Genomic DNA, 14657 nt, shown 5'->3' with positions numbered 1-14657 from the left:
ATTTCGCGGTGTTTTGCGCTTGATTTTTTTTGATTAAAAGAAAGTCAATGAGTAACTTCCTGTAAAGTCTTCTTTAGGTGCTAGTCGGTTAGTCGCAAACTTATTGTCAAGTTGGCCATCGGCATCAACTGTATCTGCTAGTCCCCACCAAGGTTCCACACAGACAAATGGTGCCTCTTTAGGATATGGTGACCACACCCCAACATATTTAGCGTTATTGATGTGGATTGAAACTCCAGTTTCATTGACACTACTACTAAGTAATAATGTCGTTTCTTCACCATTCAATTCAAGCACTTGGGCATCCTGATCAAATAAGTCATGTTTTAGTTGCATTGGTTGCCTTAAATCAACCACAGAAGTGTCATTTGGGTCACTATATGGTGGTTTTAAGGGTACCTTCACATAATCCTTCTGGGGTGCAAACTTGACTGAATAGTCTTCAAAGCCACCCTCATAGGGGTTGAATGGAATATTAAACCCGGGATGGGCACCGATTTGAAAAATCATTTCTTTAGTATCAGTATTCAGTACGTTTAAAGAAATTGACAGTTCATGATCGGTTAAAACGTAACTAATTGTCAACTTAAATTTGAAAGGATACTTTGCTAAACTGTCCTGGTTATCGCTTAAAGATAGAGTAACTTCAGTATCTGTTTGATTTTCTACAGTAAATTCATTATCCCGAGCAAAACCATGTTGCGTCATTTCGTAGGTTTTTCCCTCAAATTGATACTGATTGTCCTTTAATCTGCCAACAATGGGAAACAAGACTGGCGCATGGCGACCCCAATATTGTTTGTCTGCAGTCCAAATATATTCAGTATCTGCTGATTTAACGCTGGTTAATTCAGCTCCTAGCGGATTAATTGTAACTGTTAAGTAGTCATTTTTAAGTTTAATCATCATTAGCCTTCATTCTTATAGAATATATCTTGAAAGATCCTTGTTGCCAGCAAGTTTGCCAACTTTATCATCAACATATTGTTCCGTGATGGTAATTTCACCCATTTGCATATCTGGACCTTCATAAAGAATGTCCTCAAGAAGCTTCTCAAGAATCGTGTGGAGTCTTCTTGCACCAATATTATCCGTATTGTGGTTAACATCTGATGCAATCTCGGCGATTTTATTAACTGCCTCAATCGTAAAGGTAATCTTAATGTTATCAGTACCAATCAATGCTACATATTGCTTAGTGAGTGCATTAGTTGGCTCAGTTAGAATTCTAACGAAGTCTTCCTTGCTCAAGTCATCCAATTCAACTCTAATTGGGAAACGACCTTGGAGTTCGGGAATCAGGTCAGATGGCTTGCTGGTGGCAAATGCACCAGAGCCAATAAACAAGATGTGATCCGTATTAATAGAACCATATTTAGTATTAATTTGGGAACCTTCAACAATTGGAAGAATGTCCCTTTGAACACCCTCACGAGAAACCTCTCCAGAGTTATTAGAATTGCCTCCAGTAATCTTATCAATTTCATCGATAAAAATAATTCCCGTGTTTTCAGCTCTTGTAATTGCATCGTGATATAGGTCAGCTTGATTGATCAACTTCTCTGCAGCTTGGTGAGCCAAAATTTCCCTAGCTTCCTTCACACTTACAGTCCGTTCAATTTGTTTTTTGGGCATTAATCCTGAAAGAGTATCATTTAGATCAATTCCCATTTGATTCAACATGCTATTTTGACCAGCCATGTTAGCTGATGAATCATCAACTTTAATTTTTACTTGTTCATCTTCAAGAAGACCTGCACGAAGCTTTTCTGATGTCGACATCCGCTTTTCACGAATATCCTCACTGACCTCTTCTTCAGGGGCATCAGGGGTAGGCATTTCTCCCTTTTGCATCGCAGAAAACATACTCATTAAATTCTGCATGTCATTTTTGTTATTCTTTTTCCGCTCGGCAGGAACTAACAACTTAACTAATTGGTTATTAGCCTCCTTTTCAGCGTCTGTTCTAACACTTTTATATGCTTCTACTTTTTGCAAGTTAACTGCATTTTCGACTAAGTCTCTAACCATTGATTCTACATCTGAGCCGACATAACCGACTTCAGTAAACTTGGTGGCTTCGACCTTAACAAATGGCGCATTAACAATTTTAGCTAGCCTACGAGCAATTTCTGTCTTACCAACACCGGTAGGTCCAATCATTAGCAAGTTTTTGGGTGAAATTTCATCTTGCATATCTTTTGAAAGCTGCATTCTACGGTAACGATTTCTTAAAGCAACAGCCACCGCTTTTTTAGCCTCTCCCTGACCAATAATGTATTGATCTAAGGTTTCAACGATTTGTTTAGGGGTAATTTGAGATTCGTCCACTATTATGTTCCTCCTACAATTCTTCAGAAATAACGTTTTGGTTTGTAAAAATGTCAATTGAGCCAGCAATGTGAATTGCGGCTTCAGCAATATCCTTAGCACTCATGTTTTCTGCATGGTGTTTCATTGCCGTCGCAGCTGCTAATGCAAAGTTGCCACCTGAACCAATAGCTAAGATATCATCATCTGGTTCGATTACTTCTCCAGAACCTGATACCAATAATAGATCCGTATCATTCATTACAATCAACAGTGCTTCTAGTTTTTGTAGGGCTTGGTCTTTTCGCCAATCTTGTGCCAATTCGACTGAAGCACGTTTTAAATCGCCGTCATATTGGCCTAACTTTGATTCGAATCTTTCTTCCAAATTAAATGCGTCCGCAACGCTTCCCGCAAAGCCAACTACGACTTTACCGTCAAAAATTCGGCGAACTTTGTGGGCTGTACCCTTCATTATTACCTTTTCGCCCATGGTAACTTGACCGTCACCAGCCATTGCTAGGTGGCCATTGTGGCGAACGGCACAGATTGTGGTTGCTTCAAATTTTACTGGCATAAAATAAACTCCTATTCTTGATTTTTCTTTGATCTAGGGAAGAATTTGTTATAATCACTCATTAAGTGAGCCTTTGTAACGTGCGTATAAATTTGAGTTGAAGATAGACTAGCATGACCCAGAAGTTCTTGGACAGTTCGCATGTCAGCCCCGTTATTTAACATCGCCGTTGCGAATGTATGCCGCAACATGTGGGGATGAATTTCGGAGTTTAAACTGCTCTTTTTGATAATGTCATCTAAAATATATTCAATTCCACGAGCGCTAAGTGGCTTACCATAGTGATTAATGAACAGATACTGATGGGACTCATGGTATTTTTCCATCACGATGTCCCTTTCGGGCAAATAATCACTAAGTGCATCCTTGGTATGATTTCCAAACGGAACATACCTTTGCTTATTGCCCTTCCCAAAGATTAACATCATCTTATTAGCAATATCAATTCTGTCAAGGGTAAGCCCAGCACATTCACTCACACGGATTCCCGTTGCGTAAAACACTTCAAGCAAAGCTAGGTTACGCATTCTGAGCGGATTGTTTTCATCCTTTTTTGCACTCTCAAACAAAGCTTTCATTTCTTCTTGGTAAAAGAACCTGGGAAGCTTTTTATTGTTTGTCTTAAGGTGGACGTATTCAAACGGATTTAGTGGCATCTCCTCGTTTTTAACCAAGTAATTATAAAACGACTTCAGTGCAGAAATCTTTTGGGCAACGGAGTTCTTCGAGAATCCCTTGTCGTATAAGTTCGTTAAGTACGCCTCAACATCGTATGAGTCCACACGTAGCAGGGATGCTTGTTCCTGATTAGTTTGATTTAAAAAAGCTATAAATTCATAAATATCCCGCTGATAAGCAGCTACAGTTTCATCTGAATATTTGCGTTCATTTTTAATGTACTTTATGAACCACACTAAGTTTTGATCATTATCACTAATCAACTTACACACCTTCTCCCTGAGAACTATGATAACAGATTATCAGTTCAACTTTGGTTCCGGTTACAAAAATTAAACAATTATAAATAAAAAAGGCCGAAATCCAAATAATGGATTTGGCCTTTTTTTCGATAAAAGCTTATCTTGCACGACGTGATGCAGGAATACGAGCAGCTTTTCCTTGCAATGCACGCAAGTAGTAAAGCTTTGCACGACGAACCCGACCATGACGAACTACTTCGATTTTATCAACACGTGGTGAGTGTAATGGGAAAATACGTTCGATACCAACACCGTTACTGATCTTACGAACAGTATAAGTAGCTTGGATACCTGAACCTTTACGCTTAATTACAACACCTTCGAACAATTGGATACGTTCGCGGGTACCTTCAACAACCTTAACGTAAACTTTAACAGAATCTCCGGTACGGAATTCTGGAATGTCGCTACGTAGTTGTTCATTATTAAGCTTTTCAATCAATTGATTTTGTCGCATGAACAAATCTTCCTTTCAATAGCATTCATTATCTCTCGGACAGCGGAATGTTGTTTTACGGCTTACGCCAAAAATTAGTGTATCATAGTTATTCGCTATCTGTAAAGTTAATTTTCTTGTCAGCTAGTTCTTCTCTTCTTCAATTCTGACGTCAGCTAGTAGCCGCTTTTGCAAATCAGTTAATTTTTGATGATCAATCAAGTCGGGACGACGCAAATAAGTTCGGCGTAATGACTCTTTTTGATTCCATTCAAAAATCTTTTGATGATTCCCGCTGGTCAAAACTTCCGGGACTTTCATGCCACGAAAGTCAGCTGGTCGCGTATACTGAGGACCCTCTAGCAATCCAGTTGAAAATGATTCAGTTACGGCAGACTCATTATTACCAAGCACACCGTCAATTAATCTAGAAATTGCATCAATCATGACCATAGCAGGTAATTCTCCACCTGTCAGCACATAATCCCCTAATGAGTATTCATCAGTCACAATCGAGCGAATTCGTTCATCATAACCCTCATAGTGGCCACAAATAAAAGTTAAATGTTCACTTGTTGCCAAGCTTTCCGCATCTGACTGCGTAAATTGTTTGCCTGCTGGGTCCATTAAGATAACTTTGCCATCAGGATACCCTTTTGCCTTTGATTCTGCTTGAGTATGCTCAAACGCATCTAGAATTGGTTGTGCTTGCAGCAGCATTCCAGCCCCGCCACCAAATGGGTAATCATCAACGTGATTATGCTTATCGGTTGTGAAATCGCGGAAATCAGTTACGTTGAAATCAATAATTTTATTTTCAATTGCCTTCCCAATAATTGAATCGTGCATTGGACCAGTGAACATTTCTGGGAATAAGCTCAAAACATCAATCTTCATCGTCTAACCCCTCTGGAACTTCGACATCGATTATGCCTGTCTCTAAATCTACGCCTTTGATGACTGAATCGATTTTCGGAAGTAACAAATCTTGTTTGTGGTCTCTTTTGACTACCCAAACATCATTGGCTCCTGGAGACAGAATTTCCTTCACTGTTCCAAGTTGCTTGCCATCCTCAACTACAGAGAGTCCAATTATTTGGTGGTAGTAGTACTCTCCTTCATCCAATTCGTCATCCGGGATACTATCTTCGCTAACTTTCAGCACCCCAGGCTTAAACTTCAAAACATCATTAATTGAGTCATAACCTTTAAAATGCAAAATGATGAAGTTCTTTTGCTTTCTAACCCCATCAATTTCCAGTTTAGTCATTGAATGGGTTTTCTCATCATCGACAAATAAAGTATTGCCCTTTTTAAATCTATCCTCAGGGAAATCAGTAATTGAAATTACTCTAACTTCACCTTTAATTCCTTGAGTATTAACTAAATTTCCAACATTATAATATTCCAAAGCAACCTCCTATATTTTTGACCGTTAGATAACAAAAAAGCTCTTAAACAAAACCACCGTTTCGAATAAGAACTTTTTTATTCCTTGCCGTCATCAACAACAAGGCGCACTTTTTTTGAACCTGAAACAGGGACACTGTAAACCAGCGTTCTGATTGTTTGAATTACGTGACCATGTTTACCAATTACTCGGCCAACATCATCATCGCTAAGGTGCAAGTGGTATTCATTAAACCGATCAGTTTCCTGATGACTAATGCTTACCTCTTCCCTATCATCAACAAGTGGTTCAATAATAGTTTTTATTAACTCATCAACATTAACCATGTTGTAGAATCACTCACTTTACTTTTTTGAGTACTTAGCTTCGTGATACTTCTTCATGATACCTGCATCAGATAAAATGTTACGAACAGTATCTGATGGTTGAGCACCATTGTTTAACCAGTTAAGGATTGAATCTTCTTCCAAAGTAACCTTAGCAGGTTGTTGTAATGGGCTGTAAGTACCAACGTTTTCGATGAAACGACCATCACGTGGGCTACGTGAGTCAGCAACAACGATACGGTAGAATGGACGCTTCTTTGAGCCCATGCGCTTTAAACGAATTTTAACAGACATGCTTATTCCTCCTATATTGTTTTAACGTATTATAATATACCAACAATTCTAACGCTTGTAAAGGTTTTTTTCTTTACACCACTAAACCGTTGAAATAATAGACTATTTCTTACGTTTCTTCTTGGCTTTAAGACGTTTCTTTTTGTTCTTGTGGAGCTTTCTACTCATTTGCTTCATTGCTAGGTTAGACATCTTAGAACCCATGCCTCCGCCGCCCATACCGGTAGCGTTCATCATGTTTTCCATACCAGACATATTCCCTTTAGAAACTTGGTTCATCATCTTCTTCATTTGGTTAAACTGCTTGATCATGCGGTTAACTTCCTGAATTGGTCGACCAGAACCAGCAGCGATTCTGCGCCGTCTTGAAGGATTCAACACATCTGGATCTTCTCGTTCTTGCTCAGTCATTGAATAAACAATGGCCTTAATGTGTTCCATATCCTTTGGATCCATGTTGACATTTTTAAGTGCAGGATTATTGGCCATTCCTGGAATCATCTTCATGATGTCTTCCAAAGGACCCATTTTTTGAATTTGACTAATTTGATCCAAAAAGTCATTAAAGTCGAAACTATTTTCTCTAATCTTTTCGGTTAGTTCTTGTGCTTGTTTTTCATCATATTCCTTCTGAGTCTTCTCGATAAGGGAAAGCATATCTCCCATTCCAAGAATTCTAGAAGCCATTCTGTCAGGATAGAAAACGTCCAAGTCGGACATCTTTTCTCCTTGACCAACGAACTTAATTGGCTTATCTGTGACTGCTCTGATAGATAAAGCAGCACCACCACGCGTATCACCATCCAGCTTGGTAAGAACCACACCCGTAACGTCAAGGGCGTCGTTAAAACCTTCAGCAGTGTTGACCGCATTTTGACCAGTCATTGAATCAATAACCAGTAAAATTTCATTAGGCTGAACTTCTGCTTTAATGTTTTTAAGCTGACCCATCAAGGCTTCATCGATCTGTAAACGACCAGCAGTATCGATGATCACGTAATCATTATGGTCCTCAATGGCCTTAGCAACCCCGCGTTTAGCAATTTCGACTGGATCAACATCCGTACCCAACTGAAATACAGGAACGCCAATCTGCTCACCGACAGTTTCTAATTGATCAATGGCAGCAGGACGATAAACATCATCCGCAACCAAAAGTGGCCGCGCATTTTCTTCATCCTTAAGTTTTAATGCTAACTTACCGGCAGTGGTTGTTTTACCTGCACCTTGAAGCCCAGACATCATAATAATAGTTGGAATTTTTGGAGCTTTATTAAGAGGGACAGCTTCGTCCCCCATCATCTTAGTCAGCTCTTCATCAACAATCTTGATGATTTGTTGTGATGGGTTCAAACCTTCAAGGACTTCTGAACCCTTTGCACGGTCTTGAACAGTCTTTACAAAGTTACGGACCACGGTAAAGTTAACGTCGGCTTCCAAAAGTGCCAAACGAATTTCCCGCATTGTTTCTCTCAAATCGGCTTCGCTAATTTTACCCTTACCACGAAGCTTTTTCATTGCGTTTTGAAGACGCTCTGTTAAGCCTTCAAATGCCATAATTTACACCACTCTCATTCTTCTTCAGTAGTTTCCAATGAACTAATCAAATCATTTAGTCCAGTATCATTGGGATAATTCAATTGAACGTATTCTCTAATCTTATCCAGCTTAGAGTTTCGGTCCATGTAGTTTTGATATAGTTTTAACTTATCTTCATAACCGTTCAGAATTTTTTCTGATCGCTTGATGTTATCGTAAACTGCTTGGCGACTAACGTTGAACTCCTCAGCAATCTCACCTAAGGAATAGTCATCAGCGTAGTAAAGCTCAATGTAACTAGATTGTTTAGCAGTCAAAAGTGGCTGATAAAATTCAAATAAAGAATTTATATAGTTATTTTTTTCTAGTTCCATAATTGCTTCCTTTCTAGTCTCACACTAGTTTACAGTACCGATTTTTATTCAGCAAGTCAATATCAGAAAATAAAAAAGTGGGAACTAGGACCACAGTCACTAATTCTCACCTAATAATTGTTAAAAATCAGTCTTTAAACAATCCCTTGAATAAACCGTAAACAAAGTTATTTGGATCAAAGTCTGCCAAATCAGTTACCTTTTCACCTAACCCAACTAGTTTAACCGGCAGATGGAGCTCGTTTCTAATGGCAAGGACGATTCCACCCTTAGCAGTTCCATCTAGTTTAGTTAACACGATTCCAGAAACATCAGTGGTTTCTTTAAATGTTTTCGCTTGTGTCATAGCGTTCTGACCAGTAGTTGCATCCAATACCAATAGGACTTCGTGAGGTGAGTCCGGTATCTCTCTGGTTAAAATCTTTTTCATTTTAGCTAACTCGTTCATTAAGTTAACTTTATTTTGCAGTCTTCCAGCAGTATCGACTAATAAAATGTCATAGGCTTCTGCCTTAGCTTTTTTTACTCCGTCAAATACAGCAGCCGCTGGATCAGACCCAGGTTCATTTTTAACGATATCAACACCATCACGCTGAGCCCAAACGTTTAGCTGTTCAATTGCACCTGCTCTAAATGTATCAGCGGCAACTAACAGAACTTTTTTGCCTTCATTTTTAAATCGTTTAGCAAGTTTACCAATGGTAGTGGTCTTACCAACACCATTGACCCCAACAAATAGTAAAACGCTCGGACCAGTTTCCGCTAGATGTAGCGAATTATCCTCACCATTTCCTTCAGAGTCATAAATTTCAATCATCTTTTGAACAATTACATTCTGAACATCCTTAGGCTTTTTAGCATTTTGCAACTTAACTTCGTCACGCAATTCATCCGTGATTCTCATTGATGTTTCAAAACCAACATCAGACTCAATCAACATGTCTTCCAACCGATCAAAGAACTCTTCGTCAACACTTCTAAAGTTTGCGAAGAGGGCGTTTAGTTTCTGCCCAAACGTTGTTCGACTCTTGGTAAGCCCCTGCTCATACTTTTCTTCCTTGGCCTCCGTTACTGGTTCAGATTCATCGATATCAGCTGGTTCTGCACTTTCACTGTCTTCAACCTTAGTTTCAACATCTTCTGCAGTTTCAGGTTGCTGGTCCACTGATGCTGTTGACTCCGTGGCTATCTCAGTCAAATTTTCTTCATTATCATCAGAAGAAGCTTTTGATTCAGTCTCACTCGTTTCAGAATCAATCGTTTCCATGCTGCTTATTGGATTTGTGTTATCAGTGGTGGATGAAACTTCAGCAATTTCTGGTTTGTCCTCGGACACTGGTTGGTCTGAAGTGGATGTTTCACTAACTAAGTCTTCATGCTTTTCAGCTGGCTCCTGCATCTTTGAAGCTGTTTGGAGAGCATCTTCCTCTTTGCTAGTATTTACTTCAGTAGCAGATTCGTCAGCCTGTTCCTCAACCTCAGTTGATTCTTCGAGCTTAGCTGGTTCCAATGGCTTAAGCGTTGCCACATCATCTTTATTATCAGCAACATCAGTTTCACTACCGGTACCTGTATCTTCGGCATTATCTTCATCATTTTTAGATTCTTGACGATTTTCACTAGTAGTTTGATCTTCAACCTGGTCAACATTAGCCTGCTCATTTTTTTCTGAGTCGGTCTGTTGATTCAGTTCTTCTTCGTTCTTTTCTTCTGTTTTTTTCTTATCTGCCTGCTTTGAACGTCTCTTGAATATATCGAAAAGTCCCATTATTGTACCTCTTCCTGAACATTATCTAAGTTAACCGTAACTACCTTAGAAACACCAGATTCCTGCATAGTGACTCCATACAGCTGATCTGCATAAATCATCGTTTCCTTTCGGTGGGTAATTACAATGAATTGGGTATCGGAGCCATAGCGTTTTAAATACTGAGCAAATCGATCAGCATTAAAAGGATCAAGGGCTGCCTCAGCCTCATCCAAAATACAGAAAGGAACTGGCCGAACCTTGATAACGGCAAATAACAAAGTGATTGCTGTTAATGCCTTTTCACCACCGGAAAGTAAACTCAAATTTCTATAAGTCTTTCCAGGTGGCTGAACCATAATTTCAATTCCTGTATTCAGCATGTCATCTGGATCAACCAAAACTAATTTGGCTTCACCACCACCAAACATATCAACAAAGACCTTTGAAAAGTTCTTTGAAATTTCTGCAAAGGACTCTGCAAATTTAGTTGAAATTGTATCATCCATCGACTTCATGGTTCTTTGAAGCTTATTTTCTGCGGCAACTAAATCATCACGTTGTTCATTCAAAAATTTATAACGTTCAGATACGTCGTTAAATTCCTGAATTGCAGAAACGTTAACTGGACCTATCTCAGCAATTCCCCTTTGCAGCATCTTAATCCGACTAATCAACTCCGAAATATTTATTTCTTGATTATTAAAGTCCTCAATTGACTGGGTTTCAACACCATATTTATCAAGTAAATCAGCTTTCAACTTTTCAAGTCTTTGTGTATCTTGGCTGTTTCTATCAGAATTTGCCTTAATTTCATTATTAACATTTGTTAAATTAATCTGATTTTCAGCAATATCATCATTCAAACTCGCAAGTGCTTGGTTGCTGTCAGCAATCTGCGCCTTTAACTTCTCTAAGTCTGTGTTTGCCTGCTGCTCTTCTAACTGCGACTGGCTTAATTGTTTGACCAAATCAGCCTTTGAAACTTGGTTTGCAGACTCAGATTTTAATTTAGCTTGTTGCTTAGTGTACTCAATAATCTGATTTTTCGACTCATTCAGGCTATCTTTAACTAGGCTAACTTCCTTGTTGATCTGTTTTTGTCTTTGTTGCAAAACAACTTGCTGTTCGTGCAAACTTTGTTGTTCGGTTCTAAATGAAGCTTCAGCTGCCTTAGCATTTTTTAACTCTTCAGTTAAATCAGCCACTTTAGTTTCTGCTGAAGCTAAAGAATTCTCTATCTCGACAAGCTGGTCTGATAACCCATTAGCTTCATCACTCACATTTCCCTTAATTGCATTGTTATATGCGAGCTTAAGCGTCTTTAACTGTCTGGTCAGATGATCTAGACTCTCTTGACTCTGGTCAATCAGCTCACTTTTAATATCAAATTTTTGCTTTAAAGACTGTTGCGCGTCCTTCAATTTGTTGCCTTGATCGAGCTGCTCGGCGTTTCTTGCCTTTAGATCTGCTAATTCTTTTTCTTTAGACTCTAATTTCTGATTCATTTGGGCAACGGTCTTCTCAAGTTCTTCTAATTCAGTTTGCTGAACCAAAACACTTTGACTAGTTTTCTTAGATGCCCCACCAGTAAGTGAGCCACCAGGATTAACTACTTGACCATCCAATGTGACCACCCGGTTTCGGTGACTGATCATGGCACTTATTTTGATAGCTGAATCTAAGTCTCTCGCAACGATGGTGGTTCCTAAAATGAATTTAATTACTTGCAGAAATTTATTATCGACAGCAATCAAATCGCTAGCAACACCAATAAAACCATCTGCTTGTTTTACTTTATTAAGTGTCGCGTCAGCTATGTACCTACCCTTAATCGTATCTAAAGGTAGTAAAGTTACCCGACCCAGTCGGTTCTTTGTTAAAAAATGAATTGCTTTAGATGCAACTGAGTTATTTTCAACAATCACGTTTTGGGACTGGCCTCCCATTGCAACATCGATTGCCTTTATATACTCAGTATCAATTTTAACAAATTCTGAAACTGTACCGTAGATACCTTCAAAATCGTCCCGATGTTTTAATAAATTAGATACACCAAAATAGAAGCCTCGATAAGAATCGTGAAGATTTTTAAGAGATTGCAATTTAGCCTTTGCTTCCTCTGCAACTCTCAATGCTGCTAACCACGATTGATTTGCCCGATCCGTCTGTTCTTTGACTTCTTGATAACTGGTGCCTAAGACTTTCAATTGTTCAGTCCGTTCGTCCAACTGAACTTTCAATTCATTTAGTGCCTGTTGATCCTTGTTTATTGCCGATTGACGTTCGTCAATTTGCTTGGATAAATCACTTATTCTGGTGGATTGTGATTTTAATTGTTCATCAAGCTGTTGACTGTCCCTAGTCTGCAAATTGATTCGATTTTTCAACTCAGTCTTGGACTGTAGTAATTCAACGTACTTGTCTCTAGTGGCCTGAATTTCCTTATCAAGTTCGTCTGAACTTTTATTTGGAAGTTTTGCATTCAAATCGTCAATCTTCGATTGGGATGACAACAATTGTTGTTTAATATCATTTTGGTCAACAACCAGCTGTTCAAATTTTTGACTTTGGCTCTGTTTTTCAGCCTCGGCGGCTTCAATTTGGTCAGAAATCCGCTTTATATTTTCACTATTAAAATTTTGTTTCTGACTAGAAAGCTGTTGTTCACTTTTTAGCCGTTCAATTTGTTTTGATAGTTCAAGCAAACGATTCTGTAACTTTTCAGCTTCACTGTTGTTACTTTCCAACCGTGCTTGAAGATCAATCTTATGTTGGGTTTGTCCCCGTAACTGTTCAGTAAGATTGTTTTTGGCATCATCCAGATTTTTTGCTTTCGCCTTTAGTCCTTCGATTTCAGTCTCCAAACGATTGGCATCAATCATTAGCTTAGACTTTTCCAATGCATCAAGTTGTTTTTTCTGGTCTAAATAATCTTTTGCCAAACTTGACTGTTCTTCAAGTGGGTTCATACGTTGTTGTAACTCGTGGATAATGTCGTTAACACGATCAAGGTTCTCACTGGTGGTATCTAACTCATGTTGAGCAGACAATTTCTGTTGCTTATATTTATAGACACCCGCAACGTTTTCAACAATTGACCGCCGATCCTCAGGTTTGCTATTAAAAATTGCTTCAACATTTCCTTGGGAAATAATCGACAAAGAACCCTGGCCAATGCCAGAGTCCATAAACATATTAACAATATCCTTTAGCCGACACTCTTTTTCATTAATGAAATAAGCACTATCGCCATTTCTAAACAGCTTCCTAGCAACTTTAATCTCCGAAAACGGAGTTTTAACATACCCGTCACTATTATCTAAAGTCAAGGTAACTGCCGCCATACTTTGTGATTTTCGGTTCGCAGAACCTGAAAAAATCACATCAAACATTTTTGACCCCCGTAGAGTTTTAGCTGATTGTTCACCTAGCACCCACCTAATTGACTCAGCAATATTACTCTTACCGCTTCCGTTTGGGCCTACTATTCCCGTCATTCCATCAGGAAAATCTATTTTAGTTTTTTCCGCGAAGGACTTGAACCCCACGATTTCAATCGATTTCAGTTGCACGGAAACATCAAATCCCCTATCTAAAGTAAATTCATGTTGGTGGTGTCAAAATGCTTTAGAGCTTGCTGAGCTGCCTTTTGTTCAGCTTCCTTTTTAGAATGGCCTTCGCCGATTCCAAACTCCTTATCTTCGATAGACACCTTGACCCTAAACATTCTGTCATTGGCAGGGCCAAATTCCTCAACTAGATCATAATCGATGTCTACAGGACCATCTTCCTGGGCAACTTCTTGTAGCTCAGTCTTATGGTCGAAGAATTCATCAAACATTCCCGAATCTAATTTTGGAAAAATCACTTGGTGACAAAACTTCTCAACCGCAGCTTTACCTTGATCAAGATAAAGAGCCCCAACAAAAGACTCAAAGATATCACAAAGTAGTGAGTCTCGATTTCTAGCGTTAGCGCGTTCCTCACCTTTTCCGAGCCGAATGTACTCATTAAAGTGACATTCCCTGGCAAAAGTACTGAAACTTTTTTCGTTAACCATGGCAGCCCTTAATCTAGTTAGTCGACCTTGTGGCAATCTTTCATAACGCTTGAAAATGTACTCCGAGACAACTAATTGTAAAACCGCGTCTCCTAGAAATTCAATTCGTTCATAAAATTTCAGGTTTTGATCTTTATGTTCGTTAACGTAAGACGCTTGCGTAAACGCCTCGTCTAAAAGATCAGTGTTGTTAATCGTAATGTTAAAATCACGATTAAGCATTTCGTCTAAGCCTTTTATCATTTATTTCCTCCAAAAATATTTAAAACAAAAAAGTGAAACTAATCTACTCGGGAATTAATTAGTTTCTGTCGCTAAATTAGCAACCTATTGATTTTTCATAACAAAGTCAACGGCTTCATTAATGGTGTTAAGTTTCTCAGCGTCTTCATCTGAAATCTCCGAGTTAAATACATCCTCTAAATCCAAGACAAATTCAACGAAATCAATTGAATCGGCATCTAAGTCGTTCTTAAAGTTTAAATCACCCGTAATTTTTGAACGATCAATATTAAATTGATCAGCAACCATGTCGGCGATTTTGTTAAAAGCTTCTTCTTTAGTCATTTAAAACACCCATTTATTTTTAATTTAAGTACT

General features: G+C 38.7%; 15 protein-coding genes. All 15 read right to left on the bottom strand.

Annotated elements, in window-relative coordinates:
• Positions 1–33 precede the first annotated feature (33 nt).
• The 15 genes from PL11_RS08965 to acpP all read right to left on the bottom strand — a co-directional run bounded on the left by PL11_RS08965 (position 34) and on the right by acpP (position 14624).
• The gene (locus PL11_RS08965; RefSeq protein ID WP_035167190.1) at positions 34–906 is read right to left on the bottom strand and encodes an aldose 1-epimerase family protein; all 873 of its coding nucleotides are present in this window, start codon (positions 904–906) and stop codon (positions 34–36) included.
• A gap of 15 nt (positions 907–921) precedes the next feature.
• Complete coding sequence (gene hslU, locus PL11_RS08960) at positions 922–2331, bottom strand: ATP-dependent protease ATPase subunit HslU (RefSeq protein WP_035167191.1); 1410 nt, start codon at positions 2329–2331, stop codon at positions 922–924.
• A 13-nt stretch (positions 2332–2344) separates the two neighbouring features.
• Complete coding sequence (hslV, locus tag PL11_RS08955) at positions 2345–2887, bottom strand: ATP-dependent protease subunit HslV (RefSeq protein WP_035167193.1); 543 nt, start codon at positions 2885–2887, stop codon at positions 2345–2347.
• 11 nt (positions 2888–2898) lie between these two features.
• Positions 2899–3825, bottom strand: a complete 927-nt coding sequence (gene xerC, locus PL11_RS08950) for a tyrosine recombinase XerC (RefSeq protein WP_035167678.1) — start codon at positions 3823–3825, stop codon at positions 2899–2901.
• 139 nt (positions 3826–3964) lie between these two features.
• Positions 3965–4324 (bottom strand): 50S ribosomal protein L19, encoded by a 360-nt coding sequence (gene rplS / locus PL11_RS08945; protein WP_035167194.1) that lies wholly within the window; start codon positions 4322–4324, stop codon positions 3965–3967.
• 123 nt (positions 4325–4447) lie between these two features.
• On the bottom strand, positions 4448–5200 hold the full coding sequence (gene trmD / locus PL11_RS08940) for a tRNA (guanosine(37)-N1)-methyltransferase TrmD (RefSeq protein ID WP_035167195.1): 753 nt from the start codon (positions 5198–5200) through the stop codon (positions 4448–4450).
• The gene (gene rimM / locus PL11_RS08935) at positions 5190–5714 is read right to left on the bottom strand and encodes a ribosome maturation factor RimM (RefSeq protein ID WP_035167197.1); all 525 of its coding nucleotides are present in this window, start codon (positions 5712–5714) and stop codon (positions 5190–5192) included. Before rimM ends, trmD begins: the two co-directional genes overlap by 11 nt.
• A gap of 77 nt (positions 5715–5791) precedes the next feature.
• Positions 5792–6040, bottom strand: coding sequence for a KH domain-containing protein (locus PL11_RS08930; RefSeq protein WP_035167198.1), 249 nt, complete (start codon positions 6038–6040; stop codon positions 5792–5794).
• An 18-nt stretch (positions 6041–6058) separates the two neighbouring features.
• On the bottom strand, positions 6059–6334 hold the full coding sequence (rpsP, locus tag PL11_RS08925; RefSeq protein ID WP_035167200.1) for a 30S ribosomal protein S16: 276 nt from the start codon (positions 6332–6334) through the stop codon (positions 6059–6061).
• A gap of 102 nt (positions 6335–6436) precedes the next feature.
• Positions 6437–7891, bottom strand: a complete 1455-nt coding sequence (gene ffh, locus PL11_RS08920) for a signal recognition particle protein (protein ID WP_035167201.1) — start codon at positions 7889–7891, stop codon at positions 6437–6439.
• A 14-nt stretch (positions 7892–7905) separates the two neighbouring features.
• On the bottom strand, positions 7906–8247 hold the full coding sequence (locus PL11_RS08915) for a putative DNA-binding protein (protein ID WP_035167204.1): 342 nt from the start codon (positions 8245–8247) through the stop codon (positions 7906–7908).
• A gap of 127 nt (positions 8248–8374) precedes the next feature.
• Positions 8375–10015 carry a signal recognition particle-docking protein FtsY gene (ftsY, locus tag PL11_RS08910; protein WP_035167205.1) on the bottom strand — a complete coding sequence of 547 codons (1641 nt, stop codon included), beginning with the start codon at positions 10013–10015 and terminating at the stop codon, positions 8375–8377.
• A complete protein-coding gene (gene smc, locus PL11_RS08905; protein WP_035167207.1) occupies positions 10015–13569 on the bottom strand; it encodes a chromosome segregation protein SMC in 3555 nt (1184 codons plus the stop codon). Before smc ends, ftsY begins: the two co-directional genes overlap by 1 nt.
• 20 nt (positions 13570–13589) lie before the next feature.
• Complete coding sequence (rnc, locus tag PL11_RS08900; RefSeq protein ID WP_035167210.1) at positions 13590–14300, bottom strand: ribonuclease III; 711 nt, start codon at positions 14298–14300, stop codon at positions 13590–13592.
• Between the two features lie 84 nt (positions 14301–14384).
• A complete protein-coding gene (gene acpP, locus PL11_RS08895) occupies positions 14385–14624 on the bottom strand; it encodes an acyl carrier protein (protein WP_035167212.1) in 240 nt (79 codons plus the stop codon).
• Between the last annotated feature and the right edge of the window lie 33 nt (positions 14625–14657).

Origin of the sequence: Lentilactobacillus curieae (genome assembly GCF_000785105.2) — a bacterium.
Taxonomy (GTDB): Bacteria; Bacillota; Bacilli; order Lactobacillales; family Lactobacillaceae; genus Lentilactobacillus; species Lentilactobacillus curieae.
Note: the sequence above shows the minus strand (reverse complement) of the source record. Positions and strands in the feature narration are given on the sequence as shown.

Coding starts and splice junctions, on each gene's coding strand:
- PL11_RS08965 (WP_035167190.1), bottom strand. CDS start 906: ATGATTAAACTTAAAAATGACTACTTAACAGTTACAATTAATCCGCTA.
- hslV (WP_035167193.1), bottom strand. CDS start 2,887: ATGCCAGTAAAATTTGAAGCAACCACAATCTGTGCCGTTCGCCACAAT.
- rplS (WP_035167194.1), bottom strand. CDS start 4,324: ATGCGACAAAATCAATTGATTGAAAAGCTTAATAATGAACAACTACGT.
- trmD (WP_035167195.1), bottom strand. CDS start 5,200: ATGAAGATTGATGTTTTGAGCTTATTCCCAGAAATGTTCACTGGTCCA.
- PL11_RS08930 (WP_035167198.1), bottom strand. CDS start 6,040: ATGGTTAATGTTGATGAGTTAATAAAAACTATTATTGAACCACTTGTT.
- rpsP (WP_035167200.1), bottom strand. CDS start 6,334: ATGTCTGTTAAAATTCGTTTAAAGCGCATGGGCTCAAAGAAGCGTCCA.
- ffh (WP_035167201.1), bottom strand. CDS start 7,891: ATGGCATTTGAAGGCTTAACAGAGCGTCTTCAAAACGCAATGAAAAAG.
- PL11_RS08915 (WP_035167204.1), bottom strand. CDS start 8,247: ATGGAACTAGAAAAAAATAACTATATAAATTCTTTATTTGAATTTTAT.
- ftsY (WP_035167205.1), bottom strand. CDS start 10,015: ATGGGACTTTTCGATATATTCAAGAGACGTTCAAAGCAGGCAGATAAG.
- rnc (WP_035167210.1), bottom strand. CDS start 14,300: ATGATAAAAGGCTTAGACGAAATGCTTAATCGTGATTTTAACATTACG.
- acpP (WP_035167212.1), bottom strand. CDS start 14,624: ATGACTAAAGAAGAAGCTTTTAACAAAATCGCCGACATGGTTGCTGAT.